Source organism: Pseudomonas sp. NLJ1 (genome assembly GCF_049486705.1).
Lineage (GTDB): Bacteria > Pseudomonadota > Gammaproteobacteria > Pseudomonadales > Pseudomonadaceae > Aquipseudomonas > Aquipseudomonas inefficax.
Genome location: NZ_CP137735.1, coordinates 1,058,896 through 1,077,373, shown reverse-complemented (window position 1 = coordinate 1,077,373; position 18,478 = coordinate 1,058,896). Strand labels below are relative to the sequence as shown.

Sequence of the window (18,478 nt, the reverse complement as noted above, 5' to 3'; positions counted from 1 at the left end):
TTGATCCTACAGGTTGCTGTCATCTTCCTGGCGCTGGTCTGGGCGCTGAGCCTGTGGTTCTTCCTCAACTACAGCAAGCGCCAGCGCGAGCTGGCCGCGCAACAGGCCGAGGGTGATGCCCTGCGTGACCAGCGCATCAAGGACCTCGCCAAGCGCCTGGACGACTACCAGAACGGTACCGTGCGCATGGGCGAGGCGCTGCACGATCTGCGCGTGGCGGTTGCCCCGCTGCCAGACAAGATCCAGCAGCTGGAGCAGCGCGACCCGCACAACGTCACCTTCACCCAGGCGGCCAAGCTGGTGGGCATGGGCGCCAGCGTGGCCGAGCTGACCGAAAGCTGCGGCCTGACCCAGGCCGAGGCAGAGCTGATGAGCAAGCTGCATCGCAGCAACTGATTGCCATGAGCATTGCGCGGCCCCTGATACAGTGGCCGCGCAAGCCCGTCCGGCCGTCAGTAACCCTGTGCGTTCCCCGCCATTGCTACCTCTTCCAGGGGTAGCAACCGCAGCTCTGCACGCCGTTGTGCTGCTTCATCCAGCAGCGCGTCGTAGTTCAGGGTGTGCATGTTTGCCAGGTCCGCCACCTGCCTGAAGGTGTAGAGCTCAGGTAGACGTTGGTCGATCACATGGTTGAGCACCGCAGGCCCGGTCAGCGTGTTGAGCCTTTCGGTATAGGACTGGAATGCCGCCGCATGCTGTCGCGGCGGTTTGGGGGCCTCGTAGAACGCCTGGCCCTCCGGGGTGCGGTAGCGGGCCAGGATCTCGTCGGAAATGGCGTTCAGCACCGGATTGCCAGCGCGGCTACCAATCATGCTGGTGTTGTAGCTGGTATACATTCCCAATTGCGCATTGCACACCGGGCTCCTCAACAGCAGCCCGTCGAGGGGCGTGGTGAGCGGTACGCTGTCGATCTTTGCCCGCAGCTGCCCGGTTGCGTCCGGCTCGACCAGCAGATGGTCGTCGATATCCAGGTAGATGCCCCCTTCGCTGTGCAGGACGCGGTAGCGCAAGATGTCGGAGGCCGAGGAGAAGTTGCTCGCCACACCGCCATTCCCTTCCAGCGCAGCTTGGTACTGGCCGAAGTATTCACTTGCCGCGAATTGATGATAGAAGGTCTGGTGCTCCAGCACTGCAACCTTCAACCCCTCGTCGATGCGGGCCTGCAGCAGGGTCATGTTGCGTTCGAATGCCCGAGGGTTGGCGTTGGAGAGGTAGAGCTTGAGCGTGAAATCGCTGTTGCGCAGTGCCTGCACGTTGTTGTCGAGCGCAGCCAGGTAATCACCGGCGATCGTCCTGTCACCCAGCCAGATGTGAAATACCTGCCTGGGGACGGGTATGCCTGGTGCAGTCCCCAGGGCATCGAGGTCGACGGGCAGCTGCAGATCGATACCCAGTGCCCGCAGCGTGCGCGAGCGCGATGCCGGGCTGATTTCCCGCAATGGGTCCGTATCGGGCAGCAGCCGGCCGATCGGCTGCAGCGGATCGGCGCTGGCCACATAGTGCTGGGCGCCGCGTGTGCCGTTGGGGTACTTGAGCACGAAGCTGTCCCGTCGGGCGTCGTAGTAGAGCGGGTGCGGGCCATTGCCCACATCGCCGATCAGTTCGTCACCTGTGCCGAATGCCCTGCGCCGTGTTACGCAGCGGGCAATGTGTGAATCGGCGCCGGACCAGCTGGCGGCTACCTGATCGCCCGCTACTGCCAGGTCCTGGAAATAGGGTGTCATCGCAGGCCCGGGCCAGCGTGGCGGCGAGACCGGGCTCAGCGGGTAGCCTATGCGGCCATTGAGCCTCACCGGTTTGATGAAGCCAATGGGGCGTTGGCCGAACAGCGCCTTGCTCGCCTTGACCCCGCGCGCCAGCCCCGGGGCTGCGTTCAGCAGGCCGAACACGGCCTGCTCCGCGCCTTCGAGCTGTTGGTTCACATCCTTGCCGTGCAGCGCCTGGTCCAGGCCCACTGTAAATTGGGCCACCCCGGCCACGGCAGCCAGGGGTAGCAGTCCGGGAACCACCAGCAGAAACGGTGTGGCCAGGTTCATGGTCAGGTAGAAATAGCTGCGCCATGCGGCCTTGGTCACTTCACTGTCGCGCGTGATCAGGAAGTCGGCGTCGGATTGGCTGCGTTGACGTTGTACCACCGTCAATGCCTCGAACAGGTTGTATTCGATGCTCGGGCTGGAGGTGTCTGCCTTGTAGTTGATCAGGGTATGCGGGTTCCATACCCTGGCCAGGCGATACACGCTGGTTGCAGGCAGGATGATCTGGCGGGGCGGGAAATCGCCCATGCCTTGAAGTACCCGACGCAACCCCGACCGGCCAATCCTGTCCGGAATATCGCAGGCCCTGAAGTGGGCAAGCAGGGCCGCCCGTTTGTCGGCGTCGCGGCACTGCCTGGCAAGCCACGCACGCATGGCGCCCGGGGTGGCGAACTCATGCAACGGCGCCGCATTGCCCGGTATGTACAGCAAGGTCAGGCGGCTGCGCGTATCGCTCAGGCAGAGGATGTCGCTCGATGGGTAGCCATTGATGTTCAGCAACCTGGCCTCTACCCCGTTGGCACTGAGGCTGGCGCCGTGGTGCCAGCGTTCCGCGCCTGCCGCCCGCCACGCCAGGCTGCGTCCCTGTTCGCTGAGGTTGCCCCGCAATGCCTGCCGGTTGCAGGCAGCGAGGAATGCGATGCACGCGCTGACGCTGTACTGGCTGGCGGCATGGGCCCAGAAGTCATCGAGCTGGCGTTTGAATACACCCTGGAAGTCGAGTTGCCAGATGAAGGACTGGAAGGTCGTGGCGTCGAACTGCACATAAGTGCTGGCGTCGTAGCGCATGGGTGCGGTCTGGCGGAAAAGGCCATGGAATTCGGTGTGCACATCGATGTCGTGGTCCAGGCCGCTTCCTGGCAATTCATCGACGATCGTCACCTGACCATTGCTGAAGGCCTGGGCCCAGGGCGCTCGACCGTGTGGCAGGGACAGCTCCGGCAGTACACCTAGCAGGTCGACGGTGGCCGTCCCGCCTCTTAGCAGCAACTGCGCGGTTTGCTCGGCAACCTTGGAGTAGCCACTTTGCTGCCAGTTGCCAAGCAGCGCTTCGGTCAGGTTCATTTGTTGGACGACCTTGGCCAGCCAGCCCCGCTTGGGAACGAATTTGCAATGCAAGGTCACCGCAAGCGTGTTGTCAGGTTCCACATCCAGCCGCTGTTGGCTGGCCCATTCGCGGATGGCTGCACTGGCACTGCGGTCAGGGCGAGGCACGGAACCCAGCATTGCCTTGACGTAGTCTTGGCCGGCTGCGCCGACCACAGGTTGGCGCGGGTTCATGTTTGGCTCCAGGAATGGTTGCCACCGACAGTGGCGAAGCGGTTCAGGGGCAGGAGCGTACGCACCGAATCGCGCATGCGTGGCAGATCGACGAACCGGTAGGCATTGATGCGCGGCATCCCATAGAGGTTGGTGAGCTGTCGCAGGATGCGCAGGCTCGGCAGTTGCCGATCGACCACGTCGCTGAGCAGGGCAGGGCCGGTGAGGTAGCTCAGGCGGCTGGCATACTCATAGAAGCTCCCCGGGTCTTCAGCCAGGCTGGGCTTGCTGTCGTAGAAGTCGCGATTGAGCTGGTAGCGTGCGTACATCTCTTCGGAAATGGCCTCCAGGGTAGGGTTGCCGGGGTGGCTGCCGATAAGGCTGGAGTTGTAGAGGCTGTTCATGCTCATCTTTTCATTGGACATGGGCGGTACCAGCAGCAGCCCATTGGCGTCCGTGCTCAACTCGACCTGATCGATGGGTTCACCGGCGGCACCTACCGGTTGGCCGTCGATGATCAATGAGTATTCGCCTGGCGCGAGCAAGGTGTCATCGACATCCATGTACAAGCCACCTTCGTGGTGCAGCATCGGGTAGCGCAGCACATCGCATGCCGATGCATAGTTGCGGGCAACGCCGCCGTTGCCATCCAGGGCAGCGTCGTACTGCGCGTAGTACCTGCTTTGGCGGAAAGCCCTGAAGAAGGCCTGCTCTTCCAAGGGCAGCACCTGCAAACCCGGGGCATGACTGGCCAGCAGCTCCAGGTTTTCGGCATAGGCCTGCCGGGCAGTGCTGGAAAGGAACAACCGCATCCTGTATTCGCTGCCTTGCAACCGCGCTGCGTTCTGGCCCAAGTTGGCCAGCAGTTCGGGGCCGATGATCTGGTCACCGACCCACAGGCAGGAAATGTGCTTGGGTATTGGCCAACTGCCCGGCGCTCTGGCCGGCACCTGTAGCGGCAATGGCAGGTCCACTCCCAGCGCCCGCAGGGTACGACTGCGCATCGCATGGGTCACCACGCGCCCTTGCGGCGCGGGGCGCAGGTTCCGGCTGCCGGGTACCGCCACGAAGCCGACAGGGTCGACCTGGTTCAGGTCTTCTGCCCGAATGAATACGTCCCGCTCCATGTCGTAGATCACCCTGGCGTTGTAGCCATCGATGTTCGCTGCCAGGGTGTCTGGCTCACCATCGTACTGGGGCGTACGAATGACGGCGTCGGCAACTGCCTGGTCAGCGTCCTCCAGTGGCTCTATCGGGTCGGTGATATGGAAGTAGCGTGCGCCCTCGGGCTCGGGGAAGCGCGGTGGCGAGAGCGGGCTCAGGGGGTAGCCGATCTGTTCATTCAGCCGCGTCGGCGGCGCGAAACCCTCGACCTTGAATTCGAACAGTGCCTTGCCCCTTGCGGCAGCGCCTGCCGCCAGGGGCAAGGCGTTGAACAGGCCCCAGGTGATGTTGCCGATGCCTTCCTGCTGCTGCTGCAGTGACTTGCCGTTGATTGCCTGGTCGAGCCCCAGGCCAAGCTGGGCGATGCCACCGATGGCCAGCAGCGGCCCCAGGCCGGGTACCACCAGGCACAGTGGCGCCAGCAGGTTGAGCGTAGTGGCCAGGTAGCCACGCCACCTGGCCTTGATGACTTCGCTGTCAGCCGTGATCAGAAACGCGGCATCGTCGTAGCTGCGCTGACGCTGGCGCTCGGCCAATGCCTGGAAAAGGTCGCCCTTGATTCTTGGGTTGTACTTGGTAGGTCGATAATTGACATAGGTCTGCGGCGGCCAGGTGCCGTCGTCGTTGAAATAGCCGTGTTCGGGCGGCAGCAGGTGACGTTCAGGGTAGACGCCCAGCCCCTCCATGGCAGTGTCCAGGCCGCTGAAATCGAGGCCTTGCGGGCAATCGGCCAGGCGAAAGTGCTGTTTCAGGGCCTGGCGTTTGGTCGGGTCTTTGCATTGTTCGCCGACCCAGGCCTTCAATTCTCGTTCGCTACTGAACGTCAACAACGGTGAGCTGTTGCCAGGAACGTACAGCACTGTCAGGTCGGTGGCGGGGTCGTTCAGGTACAGCAGGTCGGTTGCGGCATAGCCGTAGATGCTCAACGTGCTGCGTCGCAGCCTGTTACGCCGTGGCATCAGCCCGGCCGCTTGCCAGACCAGTTGCCGTGCAGGCTCGCTGAGGCTGCCCTCGCTGACCTGTCTGTTGCAGGCTGCGATGAAGTTGAGCTTCAGCGCCAGCCTGTGACTGTGCAGATGGTCACGCCAGTACACATCCAGCGCCGCCTTGAAAGGCTGCTGGAAGTCCAGGTTGCTGATGAACTGCTGGAAGGCTTCGGCGCTTACCGGCAGATGGGTGGAAGCGTCGTAGCGTTGCGGGGCAGTGCGCCGGAACAGGCCGTTGAATACCTCGAAGGGGGCCCCGTAGTGATTGAAGCCGGGTGCCGGGAGGGTTTCCACCAACCGTAGCGGGCCTGCGGGTAATGCACCGGCCCACGGTGCTTGCAGCAGCTTGCCGAACACGTCACTGGCCGACTCGCCCTGCCAGTTGCCCAGCAGTGCCTGGGTCAGGCTGGTGCGCTGGCTGATCGCGGCCAGCTGGCCACCTGCACCGTCCGGGCAGTAGTGGAGGGTAACGACGTCGAGCTGGTCCGGGTCCAGGTCCTGGCCTTGCTGCGCGAGCCATTGGCGGATGGCGCGGTTGGCTTCACGATCGGGGCGAGGCACATGGCCGAGGTGGTCTATAACGTAATGCGTGCCCATCACGTTGATGCGAGTCGAATGCATGGGGGGTACCTTGCGCTGAGATGAAGCCGGCAAGGTTGGAGCAGGGGCACGGAAAAGCGGTGGTAGATATGTCGGTGCGGGGCCTGGCCGTTCTCATCACCCCGTGACCCTCGCAAGGGCAAGGGCTGGTGTCAGGCGCCTTCGCCTCCGGGCAGCAGCCTTCCTAGCAGCGGTGGGGTTGTCCCTGGGGCGGCAGGTTCGTCATCGAATCCCGCAGGCACTTTGCCCCGCAGGTGCCAGGCAAAGGCGATGATTTCGGCAATGGTCAGGTACAGCGCCTCCGGTATCTGGTCCCCCAGCTCCAGGCGCGCCAGCAGACGCACCAGCTCGGCATTTTCGTAGATCGGCACTTCGTGCTCGCGGGCCAGAGCCAGGATGGCCTCGGCCAGCGCATCGTCGCCCTTGGCGGTGAGGGTAGGGGCTTGCTGCCCGTCGTAGAACAGGGCAATCGCCTGCCGTGCAGGTTGGTGCGTCATGCGTTCTCATCCACCCAACGTTGTTCTACCCGCGTACGCGGGCCTTGTGGCGGGATACCAGGATGGCATTCCAGATCACCCACATCCAGGCCCCGCGCCAACAGGCGTTCGCGCAAGCTGCCGAGCTGGCTGTCGATCAGCCGGGCTGTCGCCTCGCGTTCCGCCCAAAGCTGGCCACCCAGGCGGCCTTGACTCAGTTGTGCCTGGACCTGCACCGGGCCAAGGGGCGATAGGTCGAAAGCCAGCTCGATACGCCACAGGGCTTGCAGCGGGTCGGCTGATTCCTGCTGGCGGTCGGCCTGCTGCTGTGGCGTTTCTTCGCGCTGCAGCTTGACCTGCAGCGGGATGAACTCCTGGCCGTGACGGATCGGCACTTCGGTTTGCCAGGTGGTTTGCAGGTTGCCGTTTTCCAGGGTACCGGTTTGTTGCAGGCTGCTCATGGCATGGCTTTGCAGCCGAGATACGGCAGCGGCGGCCAGGCGCAGCAGTTGTTGCAGGTCGCCTTCGTCCTCCATGGCCTTGAGCAGGCGCGACGGCAGCGGGAATGCGCCCGGTTGCGGCTTGGGGCTGACCCGTTCGAGCATCCCCAGCGCGCTGCGGGCCAACGCCGGCATGGTAACGGCCAGGACGGCGGGCGAGAGGTTGGGCGCCCCGGGTACGCTGGCCGGTACGACGTTGATCAGCCGCAGCAAGTGCGCCTTGAGGTCGGTGGCGACGCTGGCCGGGAAACCGCCCAGCAGTTTCGCTTCGAGAAAGGCGCCGCTGTTGTTCAGGGCTTGGGCCACTGCCTTGGCATCACCCAGTTGCCGGGCTTCCGGCAGGCTGGCCAACAGGCGTTCGGCGCTGGCTCGCAGTTCGCCATCGGTGCTCGGGTCACGGGCCACCTGCTGCAGGGCATTGAGCAGGCCGGGCAGCGAAGCCTGGCGGTTTTGCTGGGTCAGCAACTGCTGGGCAATGCTGAGCTGGTCCTGGCGGCCGCTGAGCGGTACGAAACGCAGTGACTGGTCGCCCTGCACCAGCGCGCTGAGCAGGCTGCCGACGGCCAGCGGGCGCGGGCTGTCCACGCTCAGGGTAGCACCGGCCTGGGCACTGTTGAGCAGGCTGACCAGCGCCCGGTAGGCGGCTGGCTGGCCGGGCGCCTGGGCCAGCACCTGGTTGGTCAGGACCTTGCCCTGCAACAGGGTGCCGACCGGCACTTTGCTGGTATCCAGGCGGGTGAGTGTGGCGATCTGGCTGGCACTGGCCTGCTGCAGCATGATCGCCAGGCGGTTGCTTTCAGGCTGGCTGACCGTGACCTGGCTGCCTTGGGGCAAGGGCTGGCTGGCGCTGGCCTGCAACTGGGTCTGGGCGCCGTTGGCCTGCATCAGCCGCAGCACCAGCTGGAAGTCCTGGCCCACCTGGCGCAACGACATGACCTCGGCCTGCGCGGTCTCGCCGGGCGCCATCAAACCTGGCTGCGGTTGCGTCAGGCGCAGCAGTTCGCCGGTCATGCCCGCCTTGATGGCCTGGGGGCTGACCGTGGTTTGTGTGCCGAGACTATTGATTTCAGTCATGATTGTATACAACCTGTCGAGCCCGCCCTCTTGGCAGCGCGGTGGCACGTGTAATAATGCCGACCGCCCGTGGTTGCCAGTATAACGGCAGCGTAGGGGGCGACTTGAGACACAAGGCTTCAGAGCGGTGTCGTCTGCTTCGCGGGTGAACCCGCTCCCACAGGTACGGCGCAAGGCTTGAAAGCTGCGCAGAACCCTGTGGGAGCGGGTTCACCCGCGAAGCGGACAACACCATTCTGAAGCCCTACAAAGATAAGGCGAAACCGTGACCCTTCACCTCCAAGCCGCGGGCCTGGCCTGCGAGCGCGACTGGCGCCTGCTGTTCGAGCACCTCGCATTCGAGCTGCGGCCCGGCGACATGCTGCAGATCAGCGGCCCCAACGGCAGCGGCAAGACCAGCCTGCTGCGCCTGTTGGCCGGCCTGATGCAGCCGACCGCCGGGCAGATCCTGCTGGGCGGCAAGCCACTGGCCGAGCAGCGCCACGCCCTCGCCAGCATCCTGTTGTGGATCGGCCATGCCGCTGGCATCAAGGACCTGCTCACCGCCGAGGAAAACCTCACCTGGTTGTGCGCCCTGCACCAGCCGGCCAGCCGCGAGGCGATCTGGGCGGCGCTGGAGGCCGTTGGCCTGCGCGGTTTCGAAGACGTGCCCTGCCACACTCTCTCGGCCGGCCAGCAGCGCCGCGTGGCCCTGGCCCGGCTGTACCTGGCCAGCCCGCCGCTGTGGATTCTCGACGAACCCTTCACCGCCCTCGACAAGCAGGGCGTGGCGCAGCTCGAGGCGCACCTGGCGGCCCACTGCGAGCAGGGCGGCACGGTAGTGCTGACCACCCACCACACGCTGGAACGCAAACCCTCCGGTTACCGTGAACTGAACCTGGGGCAATGGGCGGCATGAGCGTATTCATCCTGTTGTTGCGCCGCGAAGCGCGCCTGCTGTTCCGCCGCCCGGCCGAGCTGGCCAACCCGTTGGTGTTCTTCGCCATCGTGGTTGCGCTGTTCCCGCTGGCAGTCGGCCCGGAAAGCCAATTGTTGCAAACCTTGTCGCCAGGCCTGGTCTGGGTGGCGGCACTGCTGGCGGTGCTGTTGTCGCTGGATGGCCTGTTCCGCAGCGATTTCGAGGATGGCTCGCTGGAACAGTGGGTGCTGTCGCCGCACCCGTTGGCGCTGCTGGTGCTGGCCAAGGTGCTGGCGCACTGGATCTTTTCCGGGCTGGCGCTGGTATTGTTGGCGCCGCTGCTGGCGCTGATGCTGGGCCTGCCGAGCCATTGCCTGCCGGTGCTGCTCGGTTCGCTGCTGCTGGGTACGCCCGTGCTGAGCCTTTTGGGCGCGGTGGGCGCGGCGCTGACAGTCGGTCTGAAACGCGGCGGTTTGCTGCTGGCATTGCTGATTCTGCCGTTGTATATCCCTGTATTGATCCTGGGCAGTGGTGCGTTGCAAGCGGCGTTGCAGAATATGCCGGCAACCGGCCACCTGCTCTGGCTCGCCAGCCTGACGGCCCTGGCCGTGACCCTGGCACCCTTTGCGATAGCGGCCGGCCTGAAGATCAGCGTCGGCGAATAACGAGTCCCGGGCTTTCAAGCCCGGCCAATACCCTGGATGTACCCTGATGAAAATAAGCTGGACGTGGTTCCACAAGCTGGGCTCCCCCAAATGGTTCTATGCCATCAGCGGCCGCATGCTGCCGTGGCTTGCCGGCGCTGCCGTGCTCCTGCTGCTGGTCGGCATCACCTGGGGCCTGGCCTTCGCCCCCCAGGACTACCAGCAAGGCAACAGCTTCCGCATCATCTACATCCACGTACCGGCGGCGATGCTGGCGCAGTCCTGCTACGTGCTGCTGGCAGTGGCCGGGGTGGTGGGGCTGGTATGGAAGATGAAACTGGCCGACGTCGCCCTGCAATGCGCGGCACCGATCGGTGCCTGGATGACCGCTGTGGCGCTGGTTACCGGGGCCATCTGGGGCAAGCCCACCTGGGGTAGCTGGTGGGTGTGGGATGCCCGCCTTACGTCCATGCTCATCTTGCTGTTCCTGTACTTCGGCATCATTGCGCTGGGCCAGGCAATCAGTAATCGTGACAGTGCAGCCAAGGCCTGCGCGGTACTGGCGATTGTCGGCGTGGTGAACATCCCGATCATCAAGTACTCGGTGGAGTGGTGGAACACCCTGCACCAGGGTGCCACCTTCACCCTCACCGAAAAACCGGCGATGCCCGCAGAAATGTGGCTGCCGCTGCTGTGCACGGCGCTGGGCTTCTACTGCTTCTTTGGCGCTGTGCTGTTGCTGCGCATGCGCCTTGAAGTACTCAAGCGCGAGGCACGCGCCAGTTGGGTCAAGGATGAAGTATTGAACAGCCTGGGGCGGAGGGCCGCACAATGAGTTTCGCCACCTTCGGTGACTTTCTCGCCATGGGCCACCATGGCCTGTACGTGTGGACGGCCTATGGCATCTGCCTGGCGGTGCTGGCGCTGAATGTCGCCACGCCCGTGCTGGCCCGCCGTCGCTACCTGCAAGATGAGGCGCGTCGTTTGCGCCGGGAGAACAACCAGTGAATCCGCAGCGCAAGAAACGCCTGTTGCTCATCGTCGGCCTGCTGGTCGGCGTCGGGGTTGCCGTCGGCTTTGCCTTGAGCGCATTGCAGCAAAACATCAACCTGTTCTACACCCCGACCCAGATCGCCAACGGCGAAGCGCCGCTGGACACCCGCATCCGCGCCGGCGGCATGGTCGAAAAAGGTTCGGTGCAGCGCTCGTCCGATTCGCTGGACGTGCGCTTCGTGGTCACCGACTTCAACAAGTCGGTGCCGATTACCTACCGTGGCATCCTCCCCGACCTGTTCCGCGAAGGGCAGGGCATCGTCGCCCTCGGCAAGCTCAACGCCGACGGCGTGGTAGTGGCCGATGAAGTACTGGCCAAGCATGACGAGAAGTACATGCCGCCCGAGGTCACCAAGGCCCTGAAGGAAAGCGGCCAGGCCGCCACTGGCGGGGAGGCAAGGCCATGAACGCGGCGCTGGTGATCCCCGAGCTCGGCCAGCTGGCGATGATCCTGGCCATCTGCTTTGCCGTCGTGCAGGCCAGCGTGCCGCTGCTGGGCGCCTGGCGTGGCGACAGCCTGTGGATGAGCCTGGCGCGGCCGGCGGCCTGGGGGCAGTTCGCTTTCCTGGCCTTTGCCTTCGCCTGCCTGACTCATGCCTTCATGACCGACAACTTCTCGGTCGCCTATGTGGCCAGCAACTCCAACAGCGCCTTGCCCTGGTACTACAAGTTCAGTGCCGTGTGGGGCGCCCACGAAGGTTCGCTGCTGCTGTGGGCGCTGATCCTCGGCGGCTGGACCTTCGCCGTTTCGGTGTTCTCGCGGCAGCTGCCGCAGGTGATGCTGGCCCGCGTGCTGGCGGTGATGGGCATGATCAGCGTGGGCTTCCTGAGCTTCCTGATCATCACCTCCAACCCGTTCCAGCGCCTGCTGCCGCAGGTGCCGACCGATGGCCGCGACCTCAACCCGCTATTGCAGGACTTTGGCCTGATCGTCCACCCGCCGATGCTGTACATGGGCTACGTCGGGTTCTCGGTGGCCTTCGCCTTCGCCATCGCCGCCTTGCTCGGTGGCCGCCTGGACGCCGCCTGGGCGCGCTGGTCGCGGCCCTGGACCATCGTTGCCTGGGCCTTCCTCGGCGTCGGTATTACCCTGGGCTCGTGGTGGGCCTACTATGAGTTGGGCTGGGGTGGCTGGTGGTTCTGGGACCCGGTGGAAAACGCCTCGTTCATGCCCTGGCTGGTGGGTACGGCGCTTATCCATTCGCTGGCGGTGACCGAGAAGCGCGGGGTGTTCAAGAGCTGGACCGTGCTTTTGGCGATTGCCGCGTTCTCGTTGAGCCTGCTGGGTACCTTCCTGGTGCGCTCCGGTGTGCTGACCTCGGTGCACGCCTTTGCCGCCGACCCGTCGCGGGGCATTTTCATCCTGATCTTCCTGCTGTTCGTGGTCGGTGGTTCGCTCACCCTGTTCGCCTTGCGCGCACCGGTGGTCAAGAGCCAGGTCGGCTTTGCCCTGTGGTCGCGCGAGACACTGCTGCTGGCCAACAACCTGGTGCTGGTGGTGGCGGCGTCGATGATTCTGCTCGGTACCCTGTACCCACTGGTGCTCGATGCGCTCACCGGGGCCAAGCTGTCGGTCGGCCCACCGTATTTCGATGCCTTGTTCCTGCCGCTCATGGCACTGTTGATGGTGGTGCTGGGTGTGGGCGTGGTGGTGCGCTGGAAAGACACCCCCGGCAAATGGCTGGCCAGCATGATGACCCCAGTGCTGATCGGTAGCGCCATCCTTGCGCCGGTAGCGGGCTTTATCGTTGACGATTTCGACTGGCCAACCCTGACCGCCTTCGCCCTGGCCGCCTGGGTGGTACTTGGCGGGCTGCGCGATATCCTCGACAAGACCCGCCACAAAGGCCTGCTCAAGGGCCTGCCCGGGCTGGGTCGCAGCTACTGGGGCATGCAGCTGGCGCACCTGGGCCTGGCGGTGTGCGCGCTGGGCGTGGTGCTGTCGAGCAACAACAGCGCCGAACGCGACCTGCGCATGGCACCGGGCGAGAGCGTCGAGCTGGGCGGGTACCAGTTCCTGTTCCAGGGTGCCAGGCACTTCGAAGGGCCGAACTTCATCTCCGACAAGGGCACCGTGGTGGTCAGCCGGGATGGCCGTGAAGTGACCACCCTGCATCCTGAGAAGCGCCTGTACACCGTGCAGCAGTCGATGATGACCGAAGCCGGCATCGACGCCGGCTTCACCCGTGACCTGTACGTCGCCCTCGGCGAGCCGCTGGAGAACGGCGCCTGGGCGGTACGCGTGCATATCAAGCCTTACGTCCGCTGGATCTGGCTGGGCGGTCTGCTGACCGGCCTGGGCGGGTTGCTGGCGGCCCTCGACCGGCGCTATCGCGTCAAGGTCAAGACCCGGGTGCGTGATGCCCTGGGCGTGTCTGGAGCAGCTGCATGAAGCGTTGGATCATGGTAGTCCCCCTGGCGGTATTCCTGCTGGTGGCGGTGTTCCTCTACAAAGGGCTGTTCCTCAAGCCCGACGAGCTGCCCTCGGCAATGATCGGCAAGCCGTTCCCGGCGTTTTCCCTGGCCTCGACCCAGGGCGACCGTACCCTGACCGAGGCCGACTTGCGAGGCCGCCCGGCACTGGTCAACGTGTGGGCCACCTGGTGCCCGTCGTGCAAGGTCGAGCACCCGTACCTGAACCAGCTGGCCCAGCAGGGCGTGGTGATCCACGGCGTCAACTACAAGGACGACAATGCGGCGGCCCTGAAGTGGCTGGCCGAGTTCCACAACCCGTACCAGCTGGACATTCGTGACGAGCAGGGCAGTCTGGGCCTGGACCTGGGCGTGTATGGCGCGCCGGAAACCTTCCTGATCGATGCCAAGGGCATCATCCGCTACAAGCACGTGGGCGTGGTCGATGCCACGGTCTGGCGTGAGCAGCTGGCGCCGCTGTACCAGGGCCTGGTCGACGAGGCCAAGCCATGAAGCGGGGGCTGGCAGCTGCCGTGCTGGGGCTCTTCATGGGGTTGAGCCTGGCAGGCGTGGCCAAGGCGGCCATCGACACCTACCAGTTTCGCGACGATGCCGAGCGTGAGCGCTACCAGCAGCTGACCAAAGAGCTGCGCTGCCCCAAGTGCCAGAACCAGGACATCGCCGACTCCAACGCGCCGATTGCCGCCGACCTGCGTCGGGAAATCTTCCGCATGCTCGGCGAGGGCAAGAGCAACCAGCAGATCGTCGACTTCATGGTCGACCGCTATGGTGACTTCGTGCGCTACAAGCCGGCGCTCAGCGGGCGTACCTGGCTGCTGTGGTTCGGCCCGGGGATTTTGCTGGCTGGTGGTTTCGTGGTGCTGGCGCTGATCGTGCGCCGGCGCCGCAGTGCGGCCGTGCAGGGCGCCAATGAGTTGTCCGCCGAAGAACGCGAGCGTCTCGCCAAATTGCTGGAAAAAGAACAGACCCATGATTGAATTCTGGCTTAGCGCGGGCCTGCTGCTGCTCGCTGCCCTCAGCTTCCTGCTGATCCCGATCCTGCGTGGCCGTGGCCGCCAGCAGGAAGAAGACCGTACAGCCCTGAACGTGGCCCTGTACCAGGAGCGCATCGCCGAACTGGCTGCCCAGCAGGCCGCCGGCGTGCTCGACGAGGCGCAGATGGCCAAGGGCCGTGACGAGGCCGGCCGTGAGCTGCTGGCGGATACCGAGGGTGCTGAAGCCCCGCGCCAGGGGCATCTGGGCAAGGCCCTGCCGTTGCTGGCGGCGCTGCTGGTGCCGCTGCTGGCATTGGGGCTGTACCTGCATTTCGGCGCGGCCGACAAGGTGGAGTTGACCCAGGAGTTTGCCGAGGCGCCCAAGTCGATGGAAGAAATGACTGCCCGCCTGGAACGGGTGGTACAGACCCAGCCGGATTCCGCCGAGGCCGTGTACTTCCTGGGCCGAGCCTACATGGCCGAGCAGCGCCCCGCCGATGCCGCGCGTACCTTCGAGCGCGCCGTGAACCTGGCCGGTCGCCAGCCCGAATTGCTCGGGCAGTGGGCACAGGCGCTGTACTTCGCGGCCGACAAGAAATGGAGCCCGCAACTGCAGGCGCTGACTGACGAGGCACTGAAAGCCGACCCCAACGAAGTGACCAGCCTGGGCCTGCGTGGTATCGCTGCATTCGAGGGCGAGCGTTACCAGGAAGCCATCGACTACTGGAAGCGCCTGCTGGCGCAGTTGCCGGAAGGTGATGCCTCGCGAGCGGCGCTGCAGGGCGGTATCGATCGCGCCGCCGAGCGCCTGGGTGGATCGCCGGGGCAGGCGGCGCCCGTGGCGGCTCGCTTGAAGGTGCGCGTGGAGCTGGCGGCGGCGTTGAAGGACAAGGTCAAGCCGGATGACACGGTGTTCATCTTCGCCCGCGCCAGCAATGGCCCACCCATGCCGCTGGCGGCCAAGCGGGTGACCGTGGCGCAATTGCCGATCGAGGTGGAGTTGTCCGACGCCGACGCCATGATGCCGCAGATGAAACTGTCGGACTTTGCCGAAGTCCAACTCGTTGCACGTGTATCACGCGCTGGCCAGCCAACCCATGGCGAGTGGATTGGCCAGGGCACGCCACTGCCCAGCGCCACCCAGGCCATCCAGCACCTGACCATCGACAGCCCCGACCCGTAAGAGAGCAATGCCATGCACAGCATCGTCCGCCTGACCCTGATCACCCTGGCCCTGGGTTTGTCTGCGTGTACGGTGCATGAGCCGTACGAGCAGCCCGAACCACCGATCGAGCGGCTGCCGCCAGGGCCGGGGCCGGCGGTCAAGCCCTTGCCGGACAGGCAGCCGGCCCCCGCGCCGAGCAAGCCTGCGGCCACGCCCAAGCCGATGCCTCGTACCTCGGCCAGCTTCGCGCCGCCACCTGGCGGGGCGAGCCATTGGGACCCGAAGCTGGGTGTGTATGTGCTGGAGAAGAAGCCCAATACCTTCTACCGCCAGCGGACCTACTACCGCTTCGACAACGGCTGGAGCTGGTCGCTGAGCCCGGACGGGCCGTGGCAGGAAACTGACAGCAGCGGTGTGCCGGGTGGTCTGGGGCGCGCGTTCGCCCAGTAATTGAATGGGGCGGGTGAGAGCTGGAGGCTCGCCTTTGGTTTTGTACTGGCTGTGAGATCGAGCGCCGCCCGCGCGGCGCTTCGCGGGACAAGCCCGCTCCCACATTTGTTGCAACGTACCGAACTTGTCAGGCCATGGTTGCCCGCCTTGTTGGCCCGACTCGATCTCGAGGTGGACACATCCGCCGCCCCACCTGTCTGAAGACATGCACCAAAGCTGGCAACGCCTCTCCAACAGACATGGCCACGTTGCAACAAATGTGGGAGCGGGCTTGTCCCGCGAAGCGCCGCGCGGGCGGCGCTCGATCTCACTAGCATCGCACCTCCTTCGCCAAGCACCCCTAGCCCCCACGCGGCCTCCCTGCCACTCCGCCCATACAGTACAGTTCAACAAACATTTTCTGATTGACTGTACTGGCCAGTGACTCCGCATAATGTCGCCTCGAACTGACCCGGAGGTGGCATGCACAAGACAGTCCTGGTACTGGTGGAAACCGTCGATGACTACCTGCCCATGCTGGAGCAGGCCGGCTACCGTCTGATCCGTGCCCCTTCGCCGCAGCTGCGGGCGGAGGCCATCCGGCGCCATGCCGATGAAATCGATGCCGTGCTCACCCGCGGCCCGCTGGGCCTGACTGCCAGCGAAATCGACGTTCTGCCCAAGCTGCAGATCATCTGCGTGATCGGTGCCGGCTACGAGCAGGTCGACCTGGCCGCGGCCGCTGCGCGCGGCATCACCGTCACCAACGGCGCCGGGGCCAATGCGGAGGCGGTCGCCGACCACAGCCTTGCCCTGCTGCTGGCGTTGTTGCGCGATATTCCTCGCGCCGATGCCAGTACCCGCCGGGGAGAATGGAACCGGGTGATCAGCCCTTCGGTGAGCGGCAAGCGCCTGGGCATTCTCGGCCTTGGTGCGGTAGGCCTGGCCATCGCCAGGCGTGCCCACCTGGGCTTTGCCATGCCCGTCAGCTACCACAGCCGCACGCCGCGCCAGGATGTGCCCTACACCTGGTACGACAGCCCGCAGCACCTGGCCGATGCTGTCGACATCCTGGTGGTGGCCACCCCCGGCGGTGCCAATACTCACCACCTGGTCGATGCACAGGTGCTCGCGGCCTTGGGCCCCGAGGGCTATCTGGTGAACATCGCGCGTGCCAGCGTGGTCGACACCCAGGCCCTGGTCGCCGCGCTGCAGCATGGCCAACTGGCTGGTGCAGCACTGGATGTGTTCGACGACGAGCCGGCGGTACCCGATGCCCTCAAGGCCCTTGGCAACACCGTGCTCACCCCCCACGTGGCCGGCCAGTCGCCGGAGGCAGCGCGCGACACGGTGACCCTGGTGCTGCGCAACCTGCAGGCGTTCTTTGCCGGCGAAGCCGTGTTGACGCCGGTAAGCCAATAACCCTTTTCATACATCTGCCTGGCAGCGATCGGGCAACAAGGAGTGTGGGCATGCAACTTGAAATCTTCCAGGTCGATGCGTTTTCCGCCGAACCGTTCGGGGGCAACCCGGCGGCAGTGATCCCGCTGCAAAGCTGGCTGCCGGACGACGTGCTGCAGCGCATCGCCGAAGAGAACAACCTGTCGGAAACCGCCTACTTCGTGCGCAACGGCGAAACCTTCGACCTGCGCTGGTTCACCCCGACCGTGGAAGTCGACCTGTGCGGCCATGCCACCCTGGCCTCGGCCTATGTGCTGTTCGAACAGCTGGGCGAGCAAGCCCAAGTGCTGCGTTTCAACACCCGCAGTGGTGAGCTGCGGGTCAGTCGCAACGCCGACGGTTCGCTGGCCATGGACTTCCCGGCCAAGCAGCCGGTCGCCGTGGACATTCTGCCGGGCCTGTTGCAGGCGCTGGGCCTTGGCCAGGCACAGGCGCTGTACCGCAGTGACGACTATGTGGTGGTGATCGATGACGCCCTGTCGCTTGACACCCTGAAGCCGGATTTCGTTGCGCTTTCGGCTTTCGATGTTCGCGGTATCGCTGTTACCGCGGCAGGCCGTGGCTTTGATTTCGTCACCCGCTGGTTCGGCCCGCGGGTCGGCGTGAACGAAGACCCGGTGACTGGCTCGGCGCACACCTCGCTGGCGCCAATATGGGCTGAGCGTCTGGGCAAGAACGTGCTGAGCTGCGAGCAGGGTGGGGTGCGCAAAGGGCAGCTGCAGTGCGTGGTGCCGGGTAACGGCCGGGTGATCATCAGCGGGCGGGCGGCGCTGTACATGCGCGGTACTGTGTACATCTGACCTGGGCAACTGTCTTGTGCTACCTGTGCCGGCGATGGGGCCGGTACAGGCGTCTATACTTGCTGGCCCATCTTCCGCTCAAGGAGCCAGCCATGGCCCTGGAAAAACACGGCACCTGCCTGTGCGGCGCCACCCGGCTCAAGGTCACCGTCGACAACACCCATATCAGCGCCTGCCACTGCAGCATGTGCCGCAAGTGGACCGGCGGCCCACTGCTGGTGGTGCACTGCAGCCAGCCACCGGTGATCGAAGGGCGCGCGCCCAGCGTGTATGAGTCTTCCGACTGGGCCCAGCGCGGTTTCTGCGGCCAGTGCGGCACCCACCTGTACTACCGGCTCAAGGCCAATGACTTCCACGCCGTGCCGGTCGGGCTGCTCGACGGCGACCAGGCGTGGGATTTCGACCTGCAGATTTTCGTCGAAGAGAAACCCGCCTGGTATTGCTTCGCCAACCAGACCAAGGAATTGACCGGCCAGGAAGCCTTCGAGCAGCTCGGCTGATCAAGAGCGGGCTTGCCAAACCGTTGCA

Annotated in this window: 17 protein-coding genes and 1 pseudogene; 14 read left to right on the top strand and 4 right to left on the bottom strand. The window is 64.9% G+C overall.

Annotated elements, in window-relative coordinates; translation table 11 throughout:
* A complete protein-coding gene (locus R9B85_RS04785; protein WP_025340064.1) occupies positions 1-396 on the top strand; it encodes a DUF2802 domain-containing protein in 396 nt (131 codons plus the stop codon).
* A gap of 56 nt (positions 397-452) precedes the next feature.
* Here the strand turns inward: R9B85_RS04785 and R9B85_RS04780 are convergent, their stop codons facing one another.
* The 4 genes from R9B85_RS04780 to R9B85_RS04765 form a co-directional block, all read right to left on the bottom strand.
* Entirely contained in the window at positions 453-3,314 is a 2,862-nt protein-coding gene (locus R9B85_RS04780; RefSeq protein ID WP_112253067.1) for a dermonecrotic toxin domain-containing protein, read from the bottom strand.
* Complete coding sequence (locus R9B85_RS04775) at positions 3,311-6,064, bottom strand: dermonecrotic toxin domain-containing protein (protein ID WP_112253066.1); 2,754 nt, start codon at positions 6,062-6,064, stop codon at positions 3,311-3,313. Before R9B85_RS04775 ends, R9B85_RS04780 begins: the two co-directional genes overlap by 4 nt.
* A 131-nt stretch (positions 6,065-6,195) precedes the next feature.
* The gene (locus tag R9B85_RS04770) at positions 6,196-6,540 is read right to left on the bottom strand and encodes an EscU/YscU/HrcU family type III secretion system export apparatus switch protein (protein WP_112253065.1); all 345 of its coding nucleotides are present in this window, start codon (positions 6,538-6,540) and stop codon (positions 6,196-6,198) included.
* Positions 6,537-8,093, bottom strand: a complete 1,557-nt coding sequence (locus R9B85_RS04765) for a flagellar hook-length control protein FliK (protein ID WP_207878138.1) — start codon at positions 8,091-8,093, stop codon at positions 6,537-6,539. The genes R9B85_RS04770 and R9B85_RS04765 overlap by 4 nt, the downstream gene beginning before the upstream one ends.
* Positions 8,094-8,358: 265 nt before the next feature.
* On the opposite strand from R9B85_RS04765, the gene ccmA reads away from it, so the two are divergent.
* The 13 genes and pseudogenes from ccmA to R9B85_RS04700 all read left to right on the top strand — a co-directional run bounded on the left by ccmA (position 8,359) and on the right by R9B85_RS04700 (position 18,450).
* Positions 8,359-8,991 carry a cytochrome c biogenesis heme-transporting ATPase CcmA gene (gene ccmA / locus R9B85_RS04760; protein ID WP_207878137.1) on the top strand — a complete coding sequence of 211 codons (633 nt, stop codon included), beginning with the start codon at positions 8,359-8,361 and terminating at the stop codon, positions 8,989-8,991.
* Positions 8,979-9,656, top strand: a complete 678-nt coding sequence (ccmB, locus tag R9B85_RS04755; protein WP_013973563.1) for a heme exporter protein CcmB — start codon at positions 8,979-8,981, stop codon at positions 9,654-9,656. The genes ccmA and ccmB overlap by 13 nt, the downstream gene beginning before the upstream one ends.
* A 46-nt stretch (positions 9,657-9,702) precedes the next feature.
* Positions 9,703-10,470, top strand: coding sequence for a heme ABC transporter permease (locus tag R9B85_RS04750; RefSeq protein WP_012273476.1), 768 nt, complete (start codon positions 9,703-9,705; stop codon positions 10,468-10,470).
* The gene (ccmD, locus tag R9B85_RS04745) at positions 10,467-10,643 is read left to right on the top strand and encodes a heme exporter protein CcmD (protein WP_003257324.1); all 177 of its coding nucleotides are present in this window, start codon (positions 10,467-10,469) and stop codon (positions 10,641-10,643) included. Before R9B85_RS04750 ends, ccmD begins: the two co-directional genes overlap by 4 nt.
* Positions 10,640-11,091, top strand: a pseudogene (ccmE, locus tag R9B85_RS04740) (cytochrome c maturation protein CcmE); the annotation flags it as partial. The gene ccmD and the pseudogene ccmE, both read left to right, overlap by 4 nt.
* Before the next feature lie 15 nt (positions 11,092-11,106).
* Positions 11,107-13,080 (top strand): heme lyase CcmF/NrfE family subunit, encoded by a 1,974-nt coding sequence (locus R9B85_RS04735; protein WP_181457375.1) that lies wholly within the window; start codon positions 11,107-11,109, stop codon positions 13,078-13,080.
* Positions 13,077-13,613, top strand: a complete 537-nt coding sequence (locus R9B85_RS04730) for a DsbE family thiol:disulfide interchange protein (protein WP_023663391.1) — start codon at positions 13,077-13,079, stop codon at positions 13,611-13,613. Before R9B85_RS04735 ends, R9B85_RS04730 begins: the two co-directional genes overlap by 4 nt.
* Complete coding sequence (locus tag R9B85_RS04725; protein ID WP_003257333.1) at positions 13,610-14,098, top strand: cytochrome c-type biogenesis protein; 489 nt, start codon at positions 13,610-13,612, stop codon at positions 14,096-14,098. The genes R9B85_RS04730 and R9B85_RS04725 overlap by 4 nt, the downstream gene beginning before the upstream one ends.
* The gene (gene ccmI, locus R9B85_RS04720; RefSeq protein WP_112253060.1) at positions 14,091-15,278 is read left to right on the top strand and encodes a c-type cytochrome biogenesis protein CcmI; all 1,188 of its coding nucleotides are present in this window, start codon (positions 14,091-14,093) and stop codon (positions 15,276-15,278) included. The genes R9B85_RS04725 and ccmI overlap by 8 nt, the downstream gene beginning before the upstream one ends.
* 12 nt (positions 15,279-15,290) lie before the next feature.
* Positions 15,291-15,710: a hypothetical protein gene (locus R9B85_RS04715; RefSeq protein ID WP_112253059.1), complete on the top strand. Its 420-nt coding sequence runs from the start codon at positions 15,291-15,293 to the stop codon at positions 15,708-15,710.
* A 462-nt stretch (positions 15,711-16,172) separates the two neighbouring features.
* The gene (locus R9B85_RS04710) at positions 16,173-17,111 is read left to right on the top strand and encodes a 2-hydroxyacid dehydrogenase (RefSeq protein ID WP_112253058.1); all 939 of its coding nucleotides are present in this window, start codon (positions 16,173-16,175) and stop codon (positions 17,109-17,111) included.
* A 50-nt stretch (positions 17,112-17,161) separates the two neighbouring features.
* Positions 17,162-17,950, top strand: a complete 789-nt coding sequence (locus R9B85_RS04705) for a PhzF family phenazine biosynthesis protein (RefSeq protein ID WP_207878134.1) — start codon at positions 17,162-17,164, stop codon at positions 17,948-17,950.
* Between the two features lie 92 nt (positions 17,951-18,042).
* Positions 18,043-18,450 (top strand): GFA family protein, encoded by a 408-nt coding sequence (locus R9B85_RS04700; RefSeq protein ID WP_207878133.1) that lies wholly within the window; start codon positions 18,043-18,045, stop codon positions 18,448-18,450.
* Positions 18,451-18,478: the final 28 nt, after the last annotated feature.

What these genes read in the sequence shown, in the direction of transcription:
- R9B85_RS04765 (WP_207878138.1), bottom strand. Translation starts at nt 8,093, where the DNA reads ATGACTGAAATCAATAGTCTCGGCACACAAACCACGGTCAGCCCCCAG.
- R9B85_RS04780 (WP_112253067.1), bottom strand. Translation starts at nt 3,314, where the DNA reads ATGAACCCGCGCCAACCTGTGGTCGGCGCAGCCGGCCAAGACTACGTC.
- ccmI (WP_112253060.1), top strand. Translation starts at nt 14,091, where the DNA reads ATGATTGAATTCTGGCTTAGCGCGGGCCTGCTGCTGCTCGCTGCCCTC.
- R9B85_RS04700 (WP_207878133.1), top strand. Translation starts at nt 18,043, where the DNA reads ATGGCCCTGGAAAAACACGGCACCTGCCTGTGCGGCGCCACCCGGCTC.
- R9B85_RS04710 (WP_112253058.1), top strand. Translation starts at nt 16,173, where the DNA reads ATGCACAAGACAGTCCTGGTACTGGTGGAAACCGTCGATGACTACCTG.
- R9B85_RS04705 (WP_207878134.1), top strand. Translation starts at nt 17,162, where the DNA reads ATGCAACTTGAAATCTTCCAGGTCGATGCGTTTTCCGCCGAACCGTTC.
- R9B85_RS04725 (WP_003257333.1), top strand. Translation starts at nt 13,610, where the DNA reads ATGAAGCGGGGGCTGGCAGCTGCCGTGCTGGGGCTCTTCATGGGGTTG.
- R9B85_RS04750 (WP_012273476.1), top strand. Translation starts at nt 9,703, where the DNA reads ATGAAAATAAGCTGGACGTGGTTCCACAAGCTGGGCTCCCCCAAATGG.
- R9B85_RS04715 (WP_112253059.1), top strand. Translation starts at nt 15,291, where the DNA reads ATGCACAGCATCGTCCGCCTGACCCTGATCACCCTGGCCCTGGGTTTG.
- R9B85_RS04770 (WP_112253065.1), bottom strand. Translation starts at nt 6,540, where the DNA reads ATGACGCACCAACCTGCACGGCAGGCGATTGCCCTGTTCTACGACGGG.
- ccmD (WP_003257324.1), top strand. Translation starts at nt 10,467, where the DNA reads ATGAGTTTCGCCACCTTCGGTGACTTTCTCGCCATGGGCCACCATGGC.
- ccmB (WP_013973563.1), top strand. Translation starts at nt 8,979, where the DNA reads ATGGGCGGCATGAGCGTATTCATCCTGTTGTTGCGCCGCGAAGCGCGC.
- R9B85_RS04775 (WP_112253066.1), bottom strand. Translation starts at nt 6,064, where the DNA reads ATGCATTCGACTCGCATCAACGTGATGGGCACGCATTACGTTATAGAC.
- R9B85_RS04730 (WP_023663391.1), top strand. Translation starts at nt 13,077, where the DNA reads ATGAAGCGTTGGATCATGGTAGTCCCCCTGGCGGTATTCCTGCTGGTG.